This window comes from Pseudomonas sp. PP3 (assembly GCF_905336995.1).
Classification (GTDB): Bacteria; Pseudomonadota; Gammaproteobacteria; order Pseudomonadales; family Pseudomonadaceae; genus Aquipseudomonas; species Aquipseudomonas reinekei.
The window spans coordinates 1,313,076-1,332,656 of record NZ_HG995459.1; the positions used below are offsets into that span (position 1 = coordinate 1,313,076).

Below are 19,581 nucleotides of genomic sequence, written 5' to 3' on the forward strand. Positions count from 1 at the left end.
ACCAACCTGTTACCGCTGCGTGACAACCAAAAACGTTACCGGTTCACCCCGCTGTTGAGTAAATGGCGGATGTGCGAAGTACTCAGCGTAGACACACTGTGCGGTTTTGGTGCAAAAAATTTTATTCGCTGTACTGAATCCATACAGCCTGGCGACTCTCCGGGCATGAGCGCGCCGGGGCTTTTCGGTCATTTCAGCGCATTTTTCGGGGTTGCCGGTTCGGTAATGGTGCGTTTTGCCGGGAAGTGTTTCATCTCGGGGCGTAGGAGCGGCCATTATTAGAACCTCAACGGACTTGCATCATGGTTCGTCGTGAAGCTGGCGACGTTCGCAGGTATGCTGCCGTCCTGTCGCTTGGCGCACACTCCCTCGGGATGGGCGCTAAGCTGAAAATTGATGACCTGGCGGGAGTGCGCGCTGTGTTCGCTTTAGATCCACGACTTCAACAAGACACGCTACCGATCGGTGATTTCCCGCTGTGCCGGCTGCTGTTGTCCAACGACTCGAACTATCCCTGGTTCATCCTGGTGCCTCGTCGCGACGATATCAGCGAGATATTTCAGTTGGATGTCGCCGATCAGCTGCAACTGTGGCAGGAAACCACCGCGCTGGCCGAGCTGCTCAAGGATTCGTTCGACGCCGATAAACTCAACGTCGCGGCGCTGGGCAACGTGGTCAGCCAGTTGCACATGCATGTGATCGTGCGCAAGCGAGAGGACGCCGCCTGGCCCGCTCCGGTCTGGGGCAAACACCCGGCCAAGCCGTACAGTGCAGAGCAGGTCGCGGTGATTCGTGAGCGCCTGCGTCTGGTGTTGACCGACGATTTCACGTTCGTGGAGGGTTGAAACATGAGCCTGGAAGATCGCGTTACCGATCTGGAGAGTCAATTGGCGTTTCAGGATGACACCATCCAGGCGTTGAATGATGTGCTGGCGGCGCAGCAGCGGGCGGTCGAGCGTCTGCAGTTGCAGATGGCTGCCCTGCTCAAGCGCCAGGAAGAAATGGCCGGCCAGTTCGAGAGTTTCGAAGAAGAGGCACCGCCGCCGCATTACTGAAAGGCAGGCAATAAAAAACCGCGTCCAGCCAGGCTGGTCGCGGTTTTTTTACGCCTTGAATCAGCGTCGAGGCAGAGCAGCGATCACATCTTCGGCTTGCAGGCCCTTGTCACGATTCATGACAGAGAACTCCACGCGCTGGCCTTCGACCAGGACGCGATGGCCTTCACCGCGAATAGCCCGGAAGTGCACGAAAATATCGTCACCGGAGTCGCGGGAAATAAAGCCGAAGCCTTTGGAGGTGTTGAACCACTTGACGGTGCCGGTATCGCGGTTGCTCATGTCGTAGCTTGGCGAGGCGGCGGCCGGTGACGATTTGTAGAAGCTGATGGCCAGGTGCAGAAAAACAGCGACCAGAGCGGCGACCAGGCTGAACAGAACGGCAGGTTGACCGGCGATGACAGGCATCGGCGCGATCAGCGTCAGCGTTTGCAGAACGACAGCCAGTACCAGCAGGGCGCTGACCAGGTTTTGCAGTTGATGACGCGGGCCTTTGTTCCAGTAAGGGATGACGGGCGCGAGGGTGAGGTTGAGCAGGCCGAAAAAGGCCAGGTACAGTGCATCGGGTTGTTGCAGGTAAGGGACAGCTTCGGATCGCAGGCTAGGGATGAAGGACAGCAGCAAGGCCGCTGCACCTATTAGCAGGTGGACGATTTTCAACATTTTGATTGGCTCACGTTAAGACGGCTCACAAGGAAGAGCTGACGAGGCACGGTTCGCTTCAGAACAATAGGAGGCGTTGGACACGTACGGATATCAGCCTATGCGCGGCACCCGGAAAAAATAGGCACCCACGACACGCTGTCTATTTAACAGCAAAGCCGCAGGCTACTCAAATCAGGGCGTCCAGCGGTGTGCCGGGGACGATTTGTCGCGGGCCCATGGGCGATCCAGGGCTGCGATGCGACGACAGGCTTGCTAGAGTGGTCCTGCACCTGTTGGATGAATTTCATCACCTTTAGGGGAAAAACATGGCAATTGATATCGGTATCAGTGAAGAGGATCGCAAGTCCATCGTCGACGGACTCTCCCGTCTGTTGTCGGACACTTACGTGCTTTATTTGAAAACCCATAACTTCCACTGGAACGTCACCGGGCCGATGTTCCGGACTTTGCACCTGATGTTCGAGGAGCAATACAACGAGTTGGCCCTGGCGGTCGATTCGATTGCCGAGCGGATTCGCGCACTCGGATTTCCGGCGCCCGGTGCCTATGCTGTCTACGCGCGGCTGTCTTCTATCAAGGAAGAGGAGGGGGTGCCTGCTGCCGAAGACATGATCAAGCAGTTGGTCGAAGGCCAGGAAGCCGTAACGCGCACCGCACGGGGCATCTTTCCGCTGCTGGATAAAGTCAGCGACGAGCCCACTGCTGATTTGCTGACCCAGCGCATGCAGGTTCACGAGAAAACCGCGTGGATGTTGCGCGCACTGCTGGACCAGTAATGCCCCAGGCGCGCGAATGACATATTAGTGCCGTTCGCGCGTTTATCTTTTTTCCCTCGAAAAGTACCTGCTTGTTGAATGAGCTTTCTCTACTAGATGTAGGAAACGCTCCGGAGTAGGACGCGCTCCATGATCTCCCTTCAGCTGTTGGCTTCTCCTACGCGGATGGTCAAAAAGTCATCTGGATATAACGTTGTCCTCGCGGTTTTATAAGCAGACAGATTGCGCTTATGGAAACCACGGATGACAAAGGAGTGTCAGCGTTATGGTTCATGGAGAGAAGCGAAACGGGGGGCGGAGCGGTCTGGTAACAGATATCAGGATTGATCCGTTTGTCAGTGAATTCGATATGGGGTTGGTTCAACCGTTATCCCGCTCGGTGCGTTTGAATGGTTTTGCCACCTGTTTGCGGCTTGAGCAGGTGTACTGGGATATTTTGACCGAGATGGCCAGGGTCAACTGTTGTTCGGTCAGCGCGCTGTTGTCCTACCTGGACCGCGAGGTGCATTTGCGCCATGGCGGGGTGAAGAACTTCAGCGGGTTGGTGCGGGTGGTCTGTGTCGTGCACAGTCTCAAGGAAGGTAATTGCATGGTCATGGCTTAGCCGTGGCGCGGAAAAGACAGAGTGTCGATCTGTGCAGTCTTACGGCTGCACAGGCAGCATTTAATGGATATAATCCCGCTCTTTGCCGCAAAACCCAGGGTGCGCGGTAGCAATCTGATCGCCGAGACAACCCCCATGCCGATGTACGATTATCAATGTGCTTCCTGTGGTCATCAGTTGGAAGCCATTCAAAAGATCAGCGATGCACCGCTGGTCGACTGCCCTGCCTGCCAGGCGCCAGAGCTGAAAAAGATGCTGTCCATGCCGGGTTTCCGCTTGAGCGGCAATGGCTGGTACGAGACTGATTTCAAGACCGGTTCCAAGAAGAATCTGGCTGGCGGCGATAAAGCTGACTAGGTTTAGAGCCTGACTTGAACGACACGCGCGAGCCCTTGCACCTGATGTACGCGAGGTCTGCAACCGAATTTCGAATTACGAGAAGTGAAACCACTACCATGATGCGCAGCCATTATTGCGGCCAACTGAACGAAAGCCTGGAAGGCCAGGAAATTACCCTTTGCGGATGGGTTCATCGTCGCCGTGACCACGGTGGGGTGATTTTCCTCGATATCCGTGATCGTGACGGTCTGGCCCAGGTGGTGTTCGATCCGGACCGCGCTGAGAGCTTCGCCGCCGCTGACCGCGTGCGCAGCGAATACGTTGTGAAGATCACCGGTAAGGTCCGCCTGCGTCCGGCCGGTGCCACCAACGCCAACATGGCGTCGGGCATGATCGAAGTCCTGGGTTACGAACTGGAAGTGCTGAACGAATCGGAAACCCCGCCGTTCCCGCTGAACGAGTTCTCCGACGTCGGCGAAGAAACCCGTCTGCGCTACCGCTTCCTCGACCTGCGTCGCCCGGAAATGGCCGAGAAGCTGCGTCTGCGTTCGCGCATGACCACCAGCATCCGTCGCTTCCTGGACGAGAACGGCTTCCTCGACGTCGAGACGCCGATCCTGACCCGTGCTACCCCGGAAGGCGCCCGTGACTACCTGGTGCCGAGCCGTACTCACGCCGGTTCGTTCTTCGCCTTGCCGCAATCGCCACAGTTGTTCAAGCAACTGCTGATGGTGGCCGGCTTCGACCGTTACTACCAGATCGCCAAGTGCTTCCGCGACGAAGACCTGCGTGCCGACCGTCAGCCGGAATTCACCCAGATCGACATCGAGACCAGTTTCCTCGATGAAAAAGAGATCATGGGCCTGACCGAGCAAATGATCCGCAACCTGTTCAAGGAAGTGCTGGATCTGGAGTTCGGTGATTTCCCGCACATGACCTTCGAAGAAGCCATGCGTCGCTACGGTTCCGACAAGCCGGACCTGCGTAACCCGCTGGAACTGGTTGACGTTGCCGATCAGCTCAAAGAAGTTGATTTCAAGGTGTTCAGCGGCCCGGCCAACGACCCGAAATGCCGCATCGCCGCCCTGCGCGTGCCTGGCGGCGCGAGCATGCCGCGCAAGCAGATCGACGATTACACCAAGTTCGTCGGCATCTACGGTGCCAAGGGCCTGGCGTACATCAAGGTCAACGAGCGCGCCAAAGGCGTTGAAGGCCTGCAGTCGCCAATCGTCAAGAACATCCCTGAAGCCAACCTCAACGTGATCCTCGATCGCGTCGGCGCGGTCGACGGCGACATCGTGTTCTTCGGTGCCGACAAAGCCAAGATCGTCAGCGAAGCCCTGGGTGCCCTGCGTATCAAGCTTGGCCACGACCTGGACCTGTTGACCTGCAAGTGGGCGCCAATGTGGGTCGTCGACTTCCCGATGTTCGAAGAAAACGACGACGGCAGCTTCACCGCCTTGCACCACCCGTTCACCGCGCCGAAGTGCACCCCGGCCGAGCTCGAAGCCAACCCGGCTGGCGCTCTGTCCCGTGCCTACGACATGGTGTTGAACGGTACCGAGCTGGGTGGCGGTTCGATCCGTATCCACCGTAAGGAAATGCAGCAATCGGTATTCCGTCTGCTGGGCATCAACGAAGCGGAACAGGAAGAGAAGTTCGGCTTCCTGCTCGACGCCCTGAAGTACGGCGCACCACCGCACGGTGGCCTGGCCTTCGGTCTGGACCGTCTGGTCATGCTGATGACCGGCGCCCAGTCGATCCGTGAAGTGATCGCCTTCCCGAAAACCCAGAGCGCGGCAGACGTCATGACTCAGGCACCGGGCCAGGTAGATGCCAAGGCATTGCGCGAATTGCACATTCGTCTGCGCGAAACGCCAAAAGCTGAGTAAGGCTGACCTGAAGGGGCGCATCTTCGGATGCGCCTTTTCTTTATAGGGGTCGAAATTTTTTGTTTGCCGGCCGACGCGATACTGCGTGGCGGGCAATGTTTCAAAGAGAATTCGGAGCGAGTTATGGCAGGTCATTCCAAGTGGGCGAACATCAAGCACCGCAAAGAACGTCAGGATGCCAAGAAGGGCAAGATTTTCACCAAGTGGATTCGTGAACTGACCGTTGCTGCCCGTCAGGGTGGTGGTGATCCTGGTTCCAACCCACGTTTGCGCCTGGCCCTGGACAAGGCCCTGGGTGCGAACATGAGTCGCGATATCATCGATCGCGCGGTGGCCCGCGGTGCCGGCGCAGCGGACACCGATGACATGGTCGAACTGACCTACGAAGGTTACGGCCCGGGCGGCGTAGCGGTGATGGTCGAGTGCATGACCGACAACCGCAACCGCACCGCAGCCGCTGTTCGCCATGCGTTCAGCAAGTGCGGCGGCAACCTCGGGACCGACGGTTCAGTGGCGTATCTGTTCGAGCGCAAGGGGCAGATTTCCTTCGCCGCCGGTGTCGACGAAGACGCACTGATGGAAGCCGCGATGGAAGCAGACGCCGATGACGTGGTGACCAACGAAGACGGTTCGATCGATGTGTTCACCTCGTTTGCCGGGTTCTATTCCGTGCGTAACGCGCTGGAAGCGGCGGGGTTCAAGGGGGATGACGCCGAAATCGTCATGCTGCCGACCACCAGTGCCGAACTGGATCTGGAAGGCGCCGAGAAAGTCCTCAAGCTGATCGACATGCTCGAAGACCTTGATGACGTGCAGAACGTCTATTCCAACGCGGATATCCCGGAATCGGTCGCCGCGCAGCTCGGTTAAGGGCGGCCAGGATTCATTGTGGGAGCGAGCCTGCTCGCGAATGCGGATTTTCAGGCAACATCGTTGCTGAATATGACTCCGCTATCGCGAGCAGGCCCGCTCCCACATTTGTTATTCGCTGTATTGAATATCGTGCTTTTACTTAACCGCAGGCGTTATGACTTTAATTCTTGGTATCGACCCCGGTTCGCGCATTACCGGTTATGGCGTGGTTCGTGATACCGGACGTGGCTGCGAGTACGTGGCCTCCGGCTGTATCCGTACCGGCGCCGGTGAACTGCATGAGCGTCTGCAGATTGTCTACCGCGGCGTGCGGGAGATTATCCAGATGTACAAGCCGGTGACCATGGGCATCGAAAAGGTCTTCATGGCCCGCAATGCCGATTCCGCCCTGAAGCTGGGGCAGGCTCGGGGCGCCGCCATCGTGGCGGGCGCGGAAGAAAACCTGGAGATCGCCGAGTACTCCGCGACCCAGGTCAAACAGGCCGTCGTCGGCACTGGCGCCGCCAATAAAGAGCAAGTTCAAATGATGGTCATGCATATGCTTAAACTGACCAGCAAGCCACAAATCGATGCCTCGGATGCCCTGGCCATCGCCATTTGCCACGCACATACCCGCTCCAGTCTCTTGCCCCATGGCTTGGGGGCGGCACGCAGTCGTGGCGGGCGCCTGCGTCTCTGATAGCATCAGCAATCATTTTTCCGGAATGAGGGTTTCGCGCCTGTGTTGTCGGCTGAATCCCTTGCTCTGTCAGTCGCTGGCCTCAGGCTGGCCAACGCTCAAGGATCTGTAACGTGATTGGACGCTTGCGCGGCACTCTGGCTGAAAAACAGCCACCGCACCTGATTCTGGATGTAAATGGTCTGGGCTATGAGCTGGAAGTGCCCATGACCACGCTGTATCGCCTGCCGTCGGTCGGTGAGCCACTGACCTTGCACACCCATTTGGTCGTGCGCGAAGACGCGCAGTTACTCTATGGCTTCGTTGGCAAACGTGAGCGAGACTTTTTTCGCGAGTTGATCCGTCTCAATGGTGTGGGGCCGAAACTGGCCCTGGCACTGATGTCGAGTCTGGAAGTCGACGAACTGGTTCGTTGCGTGCAGTCACAGGACACTTCGGCGTTGACCAAGGTGCCGGGTGTGGGCAAAAAAACCGCAGAACGCCTGTTGGTCGAACTCAAGGATCGCTTCAAGGCCTGGGAAACCGTGCCGGCGATGTTTGCCCTGGTGCCGAACCAGCCGGACGGCCCTGCACCGGTCAATACGGCGGAAAACGACGCGGTCAGCGCGCTGATCTCCCTGGGCTACAAGCCGCAGGAAGCCAGCAAGGCGATTTCCGCGATCAAGGAGAAAGACTTGAGCAGTGAAGACATGATTCGTCGTGCCCTGAAGGGAATGATCTAAGTGATTGAAGCTGATCGTCTGATCGCCGCCACGGGTGGTCCCCGTGACCGCGAAGAGGTCCAGGACCGGGCGATTCGTCCCGTCAGCCTGGCCGAATACATTGGCCAGCCGACCGTTCGCGAGCAAATGGAGTTGTTCATCCAGGCTGCCCGTGGCCGTAACGAATCCCTGGATCACACACTGATCTTCGGTCCGCCGGGACTGGGTAAAACCACCTTGGCCAACATCATCGCCCAGGAAATGGGCGTCTCGATCAAAAGTACCTCGGGCCCGGTCCTCGAGCGTCCGGGCGATCTCGCGGCGCTGCTGACCAATCTTGAACCCCACGACGTGCTGTTTATCGACGAGATCCATCGGTTGTCACCGATCGTCGAAGAAGTGCTGTATCCGGCGATGGAAGATTTCCAGCTCGACATCATGATCGGCGAAGGTCCGGCCGCGCGTTCGATCAAACTTGATCTGCCGCCATTCACCCTGGTTGGCGCAACGACGCGGGCGGGGATGCTGACCAATCCGTTGCGAGACCGTTTCGGGATCGTCCAGCGCCTGGAGTTCTACAACAACGCCGACCTGTCGACGATTGTCAGTCGTTCGGCGAGCATCCTCGGTTTGCCACTGGACCCGGAAGGCGCCTTCGAAATCGCCCGGCGTGCCCGCGGCACCCCGCGAATCGCCAACCGTTTGCTGCGCCGGGTGCGCGACTTCGCCGAAGTTCGCGCCAAGGGGCACATCACCAAGCCGATTGCCGATCTCGCTTTGAACCTGCTGGATGTCGATGAACGTGGCTTCGATCACCAGGACCGACGTCTGTTGCTGACCATGATCGAGAAGTTCGATGGCGGACCGGTCGGCGTTGATAGCCTGGCCGCCGCGATCAGTGAAGAACGCCACACCATTGAGGACGTGCTGGAGCCGTACCTGATCCAGCAGGGCTACATCATGCGCACGCCACGCGGGCGGGTGGTGACGCGCCATGCCTACCTGCATTTCGGCTTAAACATTCCGTCACGATTGGGCGAGATGCCCGTGGTAGACGAATTCCTCGATGCCGTGGACGATTAATTAACATTTGCGGGCAGAATTTTCGGGCATTGTGCTGTCCTAGGACCGTACTTTCGCGAGAAAGCCGCAGAACAATGAAAAACAGTTGCCTGGCCGATTGGCAACCTGAGGAGTAAGCACTAGAGTATGCGCGCGCAAAACGGGCTTGGGCCTTTCGCACATCGTTGTCGCGTTTATTACGAGGACACCGATGCGGGCGGCATCGTGTATTACGTTAATTACCTCAAGTTTATGGAACGGGCTCGAACCGAGCGGCTACGAGAGCTGGGCTTTGCCCAATCGCAGCTGGCAGGTGAGGACCTGTTGTTCGTCGTGCATTCCAGCGAAGCGCGCTACCACGCGCCGGCGCGACTGGACGACGAGCTTCTGGTAAGCGCTGAAGTAATCGAATTGAACCGTGCCAGCCTGAGATTCAAACAGCAGGTCAGGCGGGCGACGGATGATGCGCTGCTCTGTGAAGGGCAGTTTTTGGTGGCCTGTGTGCGCACTGACAGTTTGAAACCCCGGGCCATTCCCGAAGCTCTACGAGCGGCCTTTGCCGACGTGAGCGGCGCGGGTAAACACTCAAAGCAGGAGATAAAGCGTGGAAGCTAACGTCGTCGACCATTCCTCCATGTGGAGCCTGGTCAGCAATGCCAGTATCGTGGTGCAACTGGTAATGCTGACCCTGGTAGCCGCATCGGTGACCTCATGGATCATGATCTTTCAGCGCAGCAATCTGCTGCGCGCCGGTCGACGTGCCCTGGAGAGCTTTGAAGAGCGCTTCTGGTCGGGTATCGACCTGTCCAAACTCTACCGCCAGGCCGGCAGCAACCCGGATCCGGATTCGGGTGTCGAGCAGATCTTCCGCGCCGGTTTCAAGGAATTCTCCCGTCTGCGCCAGCAGCCAGGCGTTGATCCTGAAGCGGTCATGGAAGGCGTGGCCCGTGCCATGCGCGTTGCGATTTCCCGCGAAGAAGAAAAGCTCGAACAAAGCCTGCCATTCCTGGCCACCGTCGGTTCCGTGAGCCCTTACATCGGCCTGTTCGGTACGGTCTGGGGCATCATGAACTCCTTCCGCGGCCTGGCGACTGCCCAGCAAGCGACGCTGGCGACTGTTGCACCGGGTATTGCTGAAGCACTGATCGCCACCGCGATCGGCCTGTTCGCTGCAATCCCTGCCGTTATCGCCTACAACCGTTTTGCCGCTCGCAGCGAAACGCTGATCAGCCGCTACTACACCTTCGCCGATGAATTCCAGGCGATCCTGCACCGCAAAGTGCACACCAGCGAAGAATAAGCAGGTAATTTCCAGATGGCTTTAATCGCTCGAGCTCGCAAAAAGCGCAAGCCGGTTGCCGAGATGAACGTAGTGCCTTACATCGACGTGATGCTGGTACTGCTGGTCATCTTCATGGTGACCGCGCCGATGCTCAATCAGGGCGTGAAAGTTGATCTGCCCAAGGTTTCCAGCGAAGCCTTGCCGCAGGACAACAACACCCAGGTCCTGACCATTTCGATCAAGGCTGACAAGACCTATTACTGGAACCTTGGCAGCGAAGTCGACACCGAGAAGCAACAGGACAGGGCCATGACCCTGCCGCAAATGACCAGTGCAGTGACCAAGATCATTGCCGCCGGTAACGATAACGGCAAACGCACCCAGGTCTTCATTCGCGGCGACAAGACTGTCGACTACGGCTCCGTCATGGGCGCCATGGGCGGGTTGCAGAAGGCCGGCGTCGGTAATGTCGGCTTGATTACCGAGGCACCCTGATGCAGCAAATGCGAGAGCCGTCCGCCTCGGAAAGCTACTTCTGGCCTAGTGTCTGGGCGATTGGCTTGCACGTGCTGGTGTTCGGCATGCTGTTCGTCAGTTTTGCCTTTACCCCGGAGTTGCCGCCGGCCAAGCCGATTGTCCAGGCGACCCTGTACCAGCTGAAGTCGAAAAGTCAGGCAACCACCCAGACCAATCAGAAGATTGCGGGTGAGGCGAAGAAAACCGCCGCGCGCCAGACCGAAGTCGAGCAGTTGGAGCAGAAAAAGGTCGAGCAGGAAGCGGTGAAAGCTGCGGAACAAAAGAAAGAAGAAGCGGCTCAAAAGGCCGAGGAAGCCAAGAAGGCCGACGAGTCGAAGAAAGCGGAAGAGGCGAAAAAGGCTGATGAAGCCAAGAAAGCCGATGAAGCGAAGAAGACCGCCGAAGCCAAGAAGGCAGAAGAGAAACAATTGGCTGATATAGCCAAGAAGAAAGCGGAAGAGGAAGCCAAGAAGGCTGCTGAAGAAGAGGCCAAGAAAGCGGCCGCTGAAGAAGCGAAGAAAAAGATCGTCGAAGACGCGAAGAAGAAAGCCGCGGAAGACGCCAAGAAGAAAGCTGAAGCTGAAGAGGCGAAGAAGAAAGTCGCCGACGAAGCGAAGAAGAAAGCTGCTGCCGATGCTGCGAAGAAGAAGGCGCAGGAAGCGGCACGTAAATCTACCGAAGACAAAAAGGCTCAGGCCTTGGCAGATTTGCTTTCCGACACGCCGCAGCGTCAGCAGGCCTTGGCCGATGAGCAGGGTGACGAAGTCGCCGGCAGTTTCGATGACCTGATTCGTCTTCGAGCGGCAGAAGGGTGGGCTCGTCCACCTTCGGCACGCAAAGGCATGACGGTCGAGTTGCGAATCGGCATGTTGCCGGACGGTACGGTGACCACGGTCAGCGTGATCAAGTCCAGTGGCGACGGTCCGTTTGACGCATCGGCTGTGGCAGCGGTCAAGAATATTGGACGTTTGACAGAAATGCAGGGAATGAAGCCGAGTGATTTCGCTCCGTATCGTTCATTCAAGATGACATTCACGCCTGAGGATTTAGCCCCGTGAGAAACCTTCTTCGAGGAATGCTGATCGCTATCTGCTGCATGGCAGGAATGGCGATGGCAGATGAGAAAAACATTCTGGTTACCAGCGGCAGTGATCGGGCAACACCGATCGCCGTCGTGCCGTTCGGCAACCAGGGCGGCAGCGTGCTGCCGGACGACATGGCTGAAATCATCGGTAACGACCTGCGTAACTCGGGTTACTACTCGCCGATTCCAAAGCAGAACATGATCAGCCAGCCTAGCCAGGCCAGCGAAATCATCTTCCGTGACTTCAAGGCGCTGGGCGCCCAGTACGTCATGGTCGGCAGCATTGCCCCCGCAGGCGGTCGCCTGCAGGTGCAATACGCACTGTTCAACGTCGCCACCGAACAGCAAGTGCTGACCGGCAGCGTGTCGGGTGGTGTCGATCAACTGCGCGACATGTCCCACTACATTGCCGACCAGTCGTTCGAGAAACTCACCGGCATCAAAGGTGCTTTCTCGACACGTCTGTTGTACGTGACAGCCGAGCGTTTCTCCGAGAAGAACACTCGCTACACGCTGCAACGTTCGGACTATGACGGTGCCCGTGCCGTAACCCTGCTGCAATCGCGCGAGCCGATCCTGTCGCCGCGTTTCGCACCGGACGGCAAGCGCATCGCTTATGTGTCGTTCGAGCAGAAGCGTCCGCGTATCTTCATGCAGAACATCGATACCGGTCGTCGTGAGCAGATCACCAACTTCGAAGGCCTGAACGGTGCGCCTGCCTGGTCGCCGGATGGCAATCGCCTGGCGTTCGTGCTGTCCAAGGACGGCAACCCGGACATCTACGTGATGAACCTCGGTTCGCGTCAGATCACCCGCGTCACCAACGGCCCGGGCATCAACACCGAACCGTTCTGGGGCAAGGATGGCTCGACCATCTACTTCACTTCCGACCGTGGCGGCAAACCGCAGATCTACAAAACCAGCGTGGGTGGTGGCGGTGCGGAGCGTGTGACGTTCGTGGGTAACTACAACGCCAACCCTAAACTGTCGGCTGATGAAAAGACCCTGGTGATGATTCACCGTCAGGATGGTTTCACCAATTTCAAAGTGGCGGCTCAGGATTTGCAGCGCGGTAGCGTAAAAATCCTCACTGATAGCACTCTGGACGAGTCGCCTACTGTTGCGCCCAACGGCACCATGGTAATCTACGCCACCCGCCAGCAGGGCCGGGGAGTCTTGATGCTCGTGTCCATCAATGGACGCGTAAGGCTCCCGCTTCCTACCGCACAAGGCGAAGTCAGAGAACCTTCCTGGTCCCCTTACCTGAACTGACGCGGCGCTATACGTTTTACTTAACACACTGGGGTTCATTAGGAGTTTCACGATGGAAATGCTGAAGTTTGGTAAATTTGCTGCGCTGGCTCTGGCCATGGCTGTAGCTGTAGGTTGCTCGTCCAAAGGCGGCGACAATGCCGGTGAAGGCGCTGTAGATCCAAACGCTGGTTACGGCGCAAACACTGGTGCAGTTGACGGCTCCCTGAGCGAAGAAGCTGCTCTGCGCGCTATCACCACTTTCTACTTCGAATACGACAGCTCGGACCTGAAGCCAGAAGCCATGCGCGCTCTGGACGTTCACGCCAAAGACCTGAAAGCAAACGGCGCTCGCGTTGTTCTGGAAGGCAACACCGACGAACGTGGTACTCGTGAGTACAACATGGCACTGGGCGAGCGTCGTGCGAAAGCCGTTCAGCGCTACCTGGTACTGCAAGGTGTTTCCCCAGCTCAGCTGGAACTGGTTTCCTACGGCGAAGAGCGTCCAGTTGCTACCGGCAACGACGAGCAGTCCTGGGCTCAAAACCGTCGCGTCGAACTGCGTAAGTAATTCGTCATGCGAACGTGCCGTCGTGCTGTAACTGTTCTGGCTCTCAGTCTCGCGCCGCTTGCGGCGTGGGCTGCGGTTCCTGTGGTCGATAATGACTCCGGCTATAACAATAGCGGGAGCAGTTATCCGCCTGCAGGTTACGGTACGAACGGCGCCTATGCCGGGGGAGGGGTTTCGGCCCCTGTCTCGGCACAGGGCGAGCTGTTCAACCAACTGCAATCAATGCAGCAACAGATCGAGCGCCAACAAGGTGCGATTGAAGTTCTGCAAAATGATGTAGCGCGCATGAAGCAGGAAAACCTGGAGCGATATCAGGATCTTGATCGGCGCATAGGAACCGGCGTTGCACCAGCCGCGACTCCTGAAAATTCTTCCACCGGTGGTGATTTGAACGCCCCCGGTGCTGCAGCAGGTGCAGGGGCAGCTGCCGCCCAGGCACCCGCCGCAGGTAGCGAACCGCCAGATCCGGCGAAGGAAAAGCTCTATTACGATGCTGCCTTCGACCTGATCAAGGCCAAGGATTTCGACAAGGCCAGTCAGGCCTTCGCCGCATTCCTGCGTAAATACCCGAACAGCCAATACGCGGGCAATGCCCAGTACTGGTTGGGTGAAGTGAACCTGGCAAAGGGTGACCTGCAGGGCGCAGGCCAGGCATTTGCCAAGGTTTCGCAGCTTTACCCAAAGCATGCAAAAGTGCCTGATTCGCTGTACAAGCTCGCTGATGTGGAGCGCCGCCTGGGTCATACCGACCGGGTAAAAGGCATTCTGCAGCAGGTTGTGTCCCAATTTCCGGGCACTTCAGCCGCTCAGTTGGCTCAACGCGATCTGCAGAAAATGTAAGCCTGTTTGCACCGTTTCGAAGAAACCCGCGCTTGTCGCGGGTTTTTTCGTTAGAATTCACGCCCTTTTTATGAAACACGCTTTTTGGGATCTGCGCATTGCCGGGGTTCCTTGAAGTGCCTGACGGAGGCGGACAGCCTGTTTAGCTGTTACGCCCGTGGCGACTATGCAAGACACATTGAGAATTACCGAAGTTTTTTACTCGTTGCAGGGTGAAACGCGGACTGCTGGCCTGCCCACTGTTTTTGTGCGCCTGACCGGTTGCCCTCTGCGTTGCCAATACTGTGACAGCGCCTACGCATTCACTGGCGGCACCATCCGCACCCTCGACGATATCCTCGAGCAGGTTGCCGGTTACCGTCCGCGTTATGTCTGTGTCACGGGCGGCGAGCCCCTGGCGCAACCCAACGCCATCCCATTGCTCAAGCGCTTGTGCGAGGCCGGTTACGAAGTGTCACTGGAAACCAGTGGCTCTATCGATATCTCGGCGGTAGATTCCCGGGTCAGTCGCGTTGTCGACCTGAAAACCCCGGGTTCGAAGGAAGCACATCGCAATCGCTACGAAAACATTGAGCTGCTTACGCCCAACGATCAGGTGAAATTTGTTATCTGTTCGCGGGAAGACTACGACTGGTCCGTGTCCAAACTGATCCAGTACGGTCTGGACCAGCGCGCCGGTGAAGTCCTGTTCTCGCCAAGTCACCATGATCTGAATGCTCGGGATCTGGCGGACTGGGTAGTGGCGGATAACCTGCCAGTGCGCTTGCAATTGCAACTGCATAAATATCTATGGAATGACGAGCCGGGGCGCTGAAATGACTGAACAACTGAACACTGCGGAAAAACGTGCGGTCATCCTGCTCTCCGGTGGCCTGGACTCGGCAACCGTCGTGGCCATGGCTCGCGCCGAAGGTTACAGCTGCTACACCATGAGTTTCGATTACGGTCAGCGCTCTCACGCTGAGCTGTACGCTGCCGAGCGCGTCGCCCGTGATTTGGGTGTGGTCGAGCACAAGGTCATCGGGCTCAACTTCAATGGCATGGGTGGCTCGGCGCTGACTGACAGCAGTATCGATATCCCTGAGGAACTGGGAGAAGGCATTCCGGTGACTTACGTACCGGCGCGCAACACGGTCTTCTTGTCCCTGGCGCTGGGCTGGGCTGAAGTGCTCGGCGCACGCGATATCTTCATCGGTGTCAACGCGGTGGATTACTCTGGCTACCCGGACTGCCGTCCCGAGTTCATCGAGTCTTTCGAGCGCATGGCCAATCTGGCGACCAAAGCCGGAGTAGAGGGCAACGGTTTCCGCATTCAGGCGCCACTGCAAAACCTCAGCAAGGCGCAGATCGTCCAGGCGGGCACCAGGCTTGGCGTGAATTACGGGCTGACTGTTTCCTGCTATCAGGCTGACGATGACGGTCGTGCTTGCGGCAAATGCGACAGCTGCCGACTGCGTGCGGAAGGCTTTGCGGCGGCCGGAATTAGCGACCCTACACCTTATTTTTAATTTATTTCAAAATAGGTGTTGAATAGTCCTTAAAAATCAGTATTATACGCGCCACCACACAGCGGGTCGTTAGCTCAGTTGGTAGAGCAGTTGGCTTTTAACCAATTGGTCGTAGGTTCGAATCCCACACGACCCACCATTTTCTAGCAGTTTTAAAAATCTGGAAGGCCCACGAAAGTGAGGATTTCCGGATTTTTTTTTGCCCGCGATTTGTGTTTGCCCAATCCTGGGGTCGCACCGCATGACGCAGGTCAGAATCATCTTTTGCATCCATCGGATATTCTGTAGCCTTGCGCAGCTTCAACGCTGTCCGTGCCTGATGAATACTCACTTTCCCGGCGGTACCCTGAAGGGGCCGGAGCCGGGTGTATACTCGACTTTCGCGCGAATGCGCCTGCAGGTCTTGCGAACATGACGCAGATTTCCGAACGCCTTCTGGTACAAGCCCACCTCGACGCCAAGCAGCCCAAGCCGCTGACCGCCGATGAGGAAGCTCATTACCGTGCTGCCATCGCTGCCGAGCTCAAGGCTCAGGACGCCGTGCTGGTGGCTCACTTCTATTGCGACCCGATCATTCAGGCCCTGGCCGAAGAAACCGGTGGCTGTGTCTCCGACTCGCTGGAGATGGCCCGTTTCGGCAATGCTCACCCGGCCAAGACCGTCGTCGTCGCCGGTGTGAAATTCATGGGCGAGACGGCCAAAATCCTCAATCCCGAAAAACGCATCCTGATGCCGACCCTGGAAGCGACTTGCTCGCTGGACCTGGGTTGCCCGGTTGATGAGTTTTCCGCGTTCTGTGATCAGCATCCAGAGCGCACGGTCGTGGTTTACGCCAATACCTCGGCGGCGGTCAAAGCCCGGGCCGACTGGGTTGTGACTTCCAGCTGCGCGCTGGAAATCGTCGAAAGCCTGATGGATAACGGTGAAACCATCATCTGGGGCCCGGACAAACACCTGGGCACTTACATTCAGCGCCAGACCGGGGCCGACATGCTGCTGTGGGACGGTGCGTGCATCGTTCACGAAGAGTTCAAGTCCAAGCAGCTTGAAGACATGAAGGCGCTGTACCCGGATGCGGCAATCCTGGTGCATCCCGAATCGCCGACCTCGGTGATCGAGCTGGCAGACGCCGTCGGGTCCACCAGTCAGTTGATCGCAGCGGCCCAGTCCCTGCCGAACAAGACGCTGATTGTCGCGACCGATCGCGGCATTTTCTACAAGATGCAGCAGCTGTGCCCGGACAAAGTCTTTATCGAAGCGCCTACGGCCGGTAACGGCGCCGCATGCCGCAGTTGCGCGCACTGCCCCTGGATGGCGATGAATACCCTTGAGCGCACGCTGAAGAGCTTGAAGGAGGGGACGAACGAGATCTTTGTCGACCCGGCGCTGATTCCCCAAGCGATTCGCCCGTTGAAACGGATGCTCGATTTCACCCAGGCTGCGCGGATGAAATTGGCCGGTAACGCTTAAAGTCTCTCAGGGTAAGTCGCAAAAAAAGTGTGGGAGCGAGCAGGCTCGCTCCCACACTGGTTTGCGTATGGCGGGACTATTTGGTCTTCTTTGGAATGCGCACCAGCTGTGTATTGGAATACATGTCATGCCAGCTGCGTTTCTGTTTGTCGAACAGCGACCAGATGAACCCCATGCCTACACATAGCAGCGACGCGATCGACACGATAAAGCGCAGCAGCGCCTGCCACAGGCTGATGGATGAGCCGTCGGCATTCTGTACGCGGATACACCAGACCTGCATGCCGAGGGTCTGGCCCGAGTAAGTCCAGAATTTGGCAAAGAAGCCGAACAGCACAAACAGCAACACCGTCGACAGCAGCGGGTCACCGTCCAGTGCGCCTGCTTCGGTCAGGGTGCGCATGTTCTCTTCGCCGATGATCGCCATCTGGATCATCTTGTAAACGCCGCTGGTGACGATCAGCAGGGCGGTGCATAGAAGAAAGTCATAGAACATCGCTGCCAGACGACGACCCAGGCCAGCGGCAGGAAATTCGCCCTGGGGGGTAAGCAGGTGTTTCGACATGGGGTGTTCTCGGCGGAAAAGAGAAGCCATTTTACGGATTTGCGCGCACAAAAAAGCCCCTGATGTCAGCATCAGGGGCTTTTTCGTTACAGAAGATTAAGCTTCTGCTTGTACTTCGTCAGCCTGCATGCCTTTCTGGCCTTGCACAGCAACGAAAGTCACTTTCTGGCCTTCTTTCAGGCTTTTGAAGCCGTTGCCCTGGATGGCGCGGAAATGCACGAACAGATCCGGACCGCTTTCAGGAGTGATAAAACCAAAACCTTTCTCGTCGTTAAACCACTTGACGGTACCGCTCTGACGTTGGGACATTTCTTATTTCCTTTGACGCAAAAATTAATGACAGTCTCCTTCTCATGAAAGAGTACTGGGGCTGGTTGCAGGAGAGTAAGAAGACGTCGAACGGGATGTAGCTAACTTGTAGGCTACTGCCCAGGTCACGATTCCAAGCGACCCATGCAAACACAGTGAACAAACTCTACGCCAACTACGGGAGAAAAAACAAGCCCTGTGAAAGGCCCGGATTTGCTCGCGTTGCTGGCATAGACAGGCCAACTAGTGCTGGCTTATGCGATCGCCCTGTTCAATTGTTTTCGATCGTTATAAGCAAAGTTCATAATCGAAGCTTAGAGCCAAACGATGCACTATTTTATGGCGGTTGCGTTACACATTAGTGCGTTGTAAACGCAACTGCGTTACTTATAGGAACAGTTGATCAGCCGCGATAGTAGCGTTGTGGAACAAATGGCATTTTGCTTACAAGCAAAGCCACCTTTTTCCCACGAACGATCGCCCACACCGGTGTGTCGAGAGCGACATACGCGCTGTCGACGTAACCCATGGCCAGCGGTGCGCCCAAGGTTGGCCCGAAACCACCGCTGCAGACGCTGCCGATGATCTCGCCGGCTTCGTTGACGATCTCAGCGCCTTCGCGCACCGGGGTGCGTTCTTGCGGCAGCAAGCCAACACGTTTGCGGCTGACACCGCCTTGTTGCTGGGCAAATACGCTTTCAGCGCCAGGAAAACCACCGGCACGCGCGCCATCGGCGCGACGCGGCTTGGAAATGGCCCACAACAGGCTGGCTTCGATCGGGGTGGTGTCGGTGTTCATGTCGTGGCCGTACAGGCACAGGCCGGCTTCCAGGCGCAGGGAGTCACGTGCGCCGAGGCCGATGGCTTCGACTTCCGGTTCTGCCAGCAGGGCGCGGGCCAGGGTTTCGGCGTTGTCGGCCGGCACGGAGATTTCGAAACCGTCTTCACCGGTGTAACCCGAGCGGCTGACAAAACAGTCCACGCCCAGCAGTTTCACGCGGGCGAACTGCATGAAGGTCATTTTGGCCACTTCTGGCGCCAGACGTGCCAGTACAGTCACTGCCGCCGGCCCTTGCAGGGCGAGCAGGGCGCGTTCTTCGAACAGCGGCTCGATGGTGCACAACTCGCCAATGTGCTTGCGCAGGTGCGCCAGGTCCTGATCCTTGCACGCCGCGTTGACCACCAGGAACAGTTCGTCGTTACCCAGGTTGGCGACCATCAGGTCGTCGAGGATGCCTCCGGTCTCATTGGTGAACATCGCGTAGCGCTGCATGCCCACAGGCAGGTCGATGATGTCCACCGGTACCAGGGTTTCCAGGGCCTTGGCCGCATTGGCGCCGGTCAGGCGAATCTGGCCCATGTGCGACACATCGAACAGGCCGGCCTGGTCGCGGGTGTGCTGGTGCTCCTTCATCACGCCCAGCGGGTATTGCACAGGCATGTCGTAGCCGGCGAACGGCACCATGCGCGCGCCGAGCTCGATGTGTAGCGCATGCAATGGGGTTTTCAACAGTTGTTCGGTGGACATATTCAGCTCC

General features: G+C 57.6%; 24 protein-coding genes and 1 tRNA gene. 21 read left to right on the forward strand and 4 right to left on the reverse strand.

The window, feature by feature from the left end; translation table 11 throughout:
* Positions 1-419: 419 nt before the first annotated feature.
* Both KHO07_RS06060 and KHO07_RS06065 read left to right on the forward strand, forming a co-directional pair.
* A complete protein-coding gene (locus KHO07_RS06060) occupies positions 420-845 on the forward strand; it encodes an HIT domain-containing protein (protein ID WP_075945723.1) in 426 nt (141 codons plus the stop codon).
* Positions 846-848: 3 nt separating this feature from the next.
* Positions 849-1,055 carry a SlyX family protein gene (locus KHO07_RS06065; RefSeq protein ID WP_075945450.1) on the forward strand — a complete coding sequence of 69 codons (207 nt, stop codon included), beginning with the start codon at positions 849-851 and terminating at the stop codon, positions 1,053-1,055.
* Positions 1,056-1,115: 60 nt separating this feature from the next.
* On the opposite strand, the gene KHO07_RS29350 is transcribed toward KHO07_RS06065, so the two are convergent.
* Complete coding sequence (locus KHO07_RS29350) at positions 1,116-1,718, reverse strand: cold-shock protein (protein ID WP_056852666.1); 603 nt, start codon at positions 1,716-1,718, stop codon at positions 1,116-1,118.
* Positions 1,719-2,026: 308 nt separating this feature from the next.
* Between KHO07_RS29350 and KHO07_RS06075 the strand changes: the two genes are divergently transcribed.
* The 19 genes from KHO07_RS06075 to nadA all read left to right on the forward strand — a co-directional run bounded on the left by KHO07_RS06075 (position 2,027) and on the right by nadA (position 17,169).
* Positions 2,027-2,497, forward strand: coding sequence for a Dps family protein (locus KHO07_RS06075; protein ID WP_075945449.1), 471 nt, complete (start codon positions 2,027-2,029; stop codon positions 2,495-2,497).
* A gap of 265 nt (positions 2,498-2,762) precedes the next feature.
* Positions 2,763-3,101 carry a ribbon-helix-helix domain-containing protein gene (locus KHO07_RS06080; protein WP_150733697.1) on the forward strand — a complete coding sequence of 113 codons (339 nt, stop codon included), beginning with the start codon at positions 2,763-2,765 and terminating at the stop codon, positions 3,099-3,101.
* Positions 3,102-3,236: 135 nt separating this feature from the next.
* Positions 3,237-3,458: a zinc ribbon domain-containing protein gene (locus KHO07_RS06085; protein WP_075945722.1), complete on the forward strand. Its 222-nt coding sequence runs from the start codon at positions 3,237-3,239 to the stop codon at positions 3,456-3,458.
* Between the two features lie 98 nt (positions 3,459-3,556).
* Positions 3,557-5,332 carry an aspartate--tRNA ligase gene (gene aspS / locus KHO07_RS06090; RefSeq protein ID WP_150733696.1) on the forward strand — a complete coding sequence of 592 codons (1,776 nt, stop codon included), beginning with the start codon at positions 3,557-3,559 and terminating at the stop codon, positions 5,330-5,332.
* A 123-nt stretch (positions 5,333-5,455) separates the two neighbouring features.
* Positions 5,456-6,202 carry a YebC/PmpR family DNA-binding transcriptional regulator gene (locus KHO07_RS06095; protein WP_046042206.1) on the forward strand — a complete coding sequence of 249 codons (747 nt, stop codon included), beginning with the start codon at positions 5,456-5,458 and terminating at the stop codon, positions 6,200-6,202.
* Between the two features lie 157 nt (positions 6,203-6,359).
* Positions 6,360-6,884, forward strand: a complete 525-nt coding sequence (gene ruvC, locus KHO07_RS06100; RefSeq protein WP_150733695.1) for a crossover junction endodeoxyribonuclease RuvC — start codon at positions 6,360-6,362, stop codon at positions 6,882-6,884.
* A gap of 113 nt (positions 6,885-6,997) precedes the next feature.
* Positions 6,998-7,606: a Holliday junction branch migration protein RuvA gene (gene ruvA, locus KHO07_RS06105; protein WP_075945444.1), complete on the forward strand. Its 609-nt coding sequence runs from the start codon at positions 6,998-7,000 to the stop codon at positions 7,604-7,606.
* Complete coding sequence (ruvB, locus tag KHO07_RS06110; protein ID WP_056852660.1) at positions 7,607-8,668, forward strand: Holliday junction branch migration DNA helicase RuvB; 1,062 nt, start codon at positions 7,607-7,609, stop codon at positions 8,666-8,668. It abuts the gene before it with no gap.
* A 126-nt stretch (positions 8,669-8,794) separates the two neighbouring features.
* Positions 8,795-9,262 (forward strand): tol-pal system-associated acyl-CoA thioesterase, encoded by a 468-nt coding sequence (gene ybgC / locus KHO07_RS06115; RefSeq protein WP_150733694.1) that lies wholly within the window; start codon positions 8,795-8,797, stop codon positions 9,260-9,262.
* A complete protein-coding gene (gene tolQ / locus KHO07_RS06120; RefSeq protein WP_034149144.1) occupies positions 9,252-9,947 on the forward strand; it encodes a protein TolQ in 696 nt (231 codons plus the stop codon). Before ybgC ends, tolQ begins: the two co-directional genes overlap by 11 nt.
* A 24-nt stretch (positions 9,948-9,971) precedes the next feature.
* Complete coding sequence (tolR, locus tag KHO07_RS06125) at positions 9,972-10,424, forward strand: protein TolR (protein WP_162279067.1); 453 nt, start codon at positions 9,972-9,974, stop codon at positions 10,422-10,424.
* A complete protein-coding gene (gene tolA, locus KHO07_RS06130) occupies positions 10,424-11,503 on the forward strand; it encodes a cell envelope integrity protein TolA (protein ID WP_075945441.1) in 1,080 nt (359 codons plus the stop codon). Before tolR ends, tolA begins: the two co-directional genes overlap by 1 nt.
* Entirely contained in the window at positions 11,500-12,801 is a 1,302-nt protein-coding gene (tolB, locus tag KHO07_RS06135; RefSeq protein ID WP_075945440.1) for a Tol-Pal system beta propeller repeat protein TolB, read from the forward strand. Before tolA ends, tolB begins: the two co-directional genes overlap by 4 nt.
* Before the next feature lie 52 nt (positions 12,802-12,853).
* Complete coding sequence (pal, locus tag KHO07_RS06140; RefSeq protein WP_003178634.1) at positions 12,854-13,351, forward strand: peptidoglycan-associated lipoprotein Pal; 498 nt, start codon at positions 12,854-12,856, stop codon at positions 13,349-13,351.
* Positions 13,352-13,357: 6 nt separating this feature from the next.
* Positions 13,358-14,191, forward strand: coding sequence for a tol-pal system protein YbgF (ybgF, locus tag KHO07_RS06145; protein WP_150733692.1), 834 nt, complete (start codon positions 13,358-13,360; stop codon positions 14,189-14,191).
* 166 nt (positions 14,192-14,357) lie between these two features.
* Positions 14,358-15,005 carry a 7-carboxy-7-deazaguanine synthase QueE gene (queE, locus tag KHO07_RS06150; protein ID WP_212626709.1) on the forward strand — a complete coding sequence of 216 codons (648 nt, stop codon included), beginning with the start codon at positions 14,358-14,360 and terminating at the stop codon, positions 15,003-15,005.
* Position 15,006: 1 nt separating this feature from the next.
* Entirely contained in the window at positions 15,007-15,699 is a 693-nt protein-coding gene (queC, locus tag KHO07_RS06155) for a 7-cyano-7-deazaguanine synthase QueC (RefSeq protein WP_150733691.1), read from the forward strand.
* 63 nt (positions 15,700-15,762) lie between these two features.
* Positions 15,763-15,838, forward strand: a tRNA-Lys gene (locus KHO07_RS06160).
* Between the two features lie 272 nt (positions 15,839-16,110).
* A complete protein-coding gene (nadA, locus tag KHO07_RS06165) occupies positions 16,111-17,169 on the forward strand; it encodes a quinolinate synthase NadA (protein WP_150733690.1) in 1,059 nt (352 codons plus the stop codon).
* Between the two features lie 76 nt (positions 17,170-17,245).
* On the opposite strand, the gene KHO07_RS06170 is transcribed toward nadA, so the two are convergent.
* The 3 genes from KHO07_RS06170 to gcvT form a co-directional block, all read right to left on the reverse strand.
* Positions 17,246-17,734, reverse strand: a complete 489-nt coding sequence (locus KHO07_RS06170; protein ID WP_212626710.1) for an RDD family protein — start codon at positions 17,732-17,734, stop codon at positions 17,246-17,248.
* Positions 17,735-17,830: 96 nt separating this feature from the next.
* Entirely contained in the window at positions 17,831-18,043 is a 213-nt protein-coding gene (locus KHO07_RS06175; protein ID WP_003175786.1) for a cold shock domain-containing protein, read from the reverse strand.
* A 403-nt stretch (positions 18,044-18,446) separates the two neighbouring features.
* Entirely contained in the window at positions 18,447-19,571 is a 1,125-nt protein-coding gene (gcvT, locus tag KHO07_RS06180) for a glycine cleavage system aminomethyltransferase GcvT (RefSeq protein WP_212626711.1), read from the reverse strand.
* Positions 19,572-19,581 lie beyond the last annotated feature (10 nt).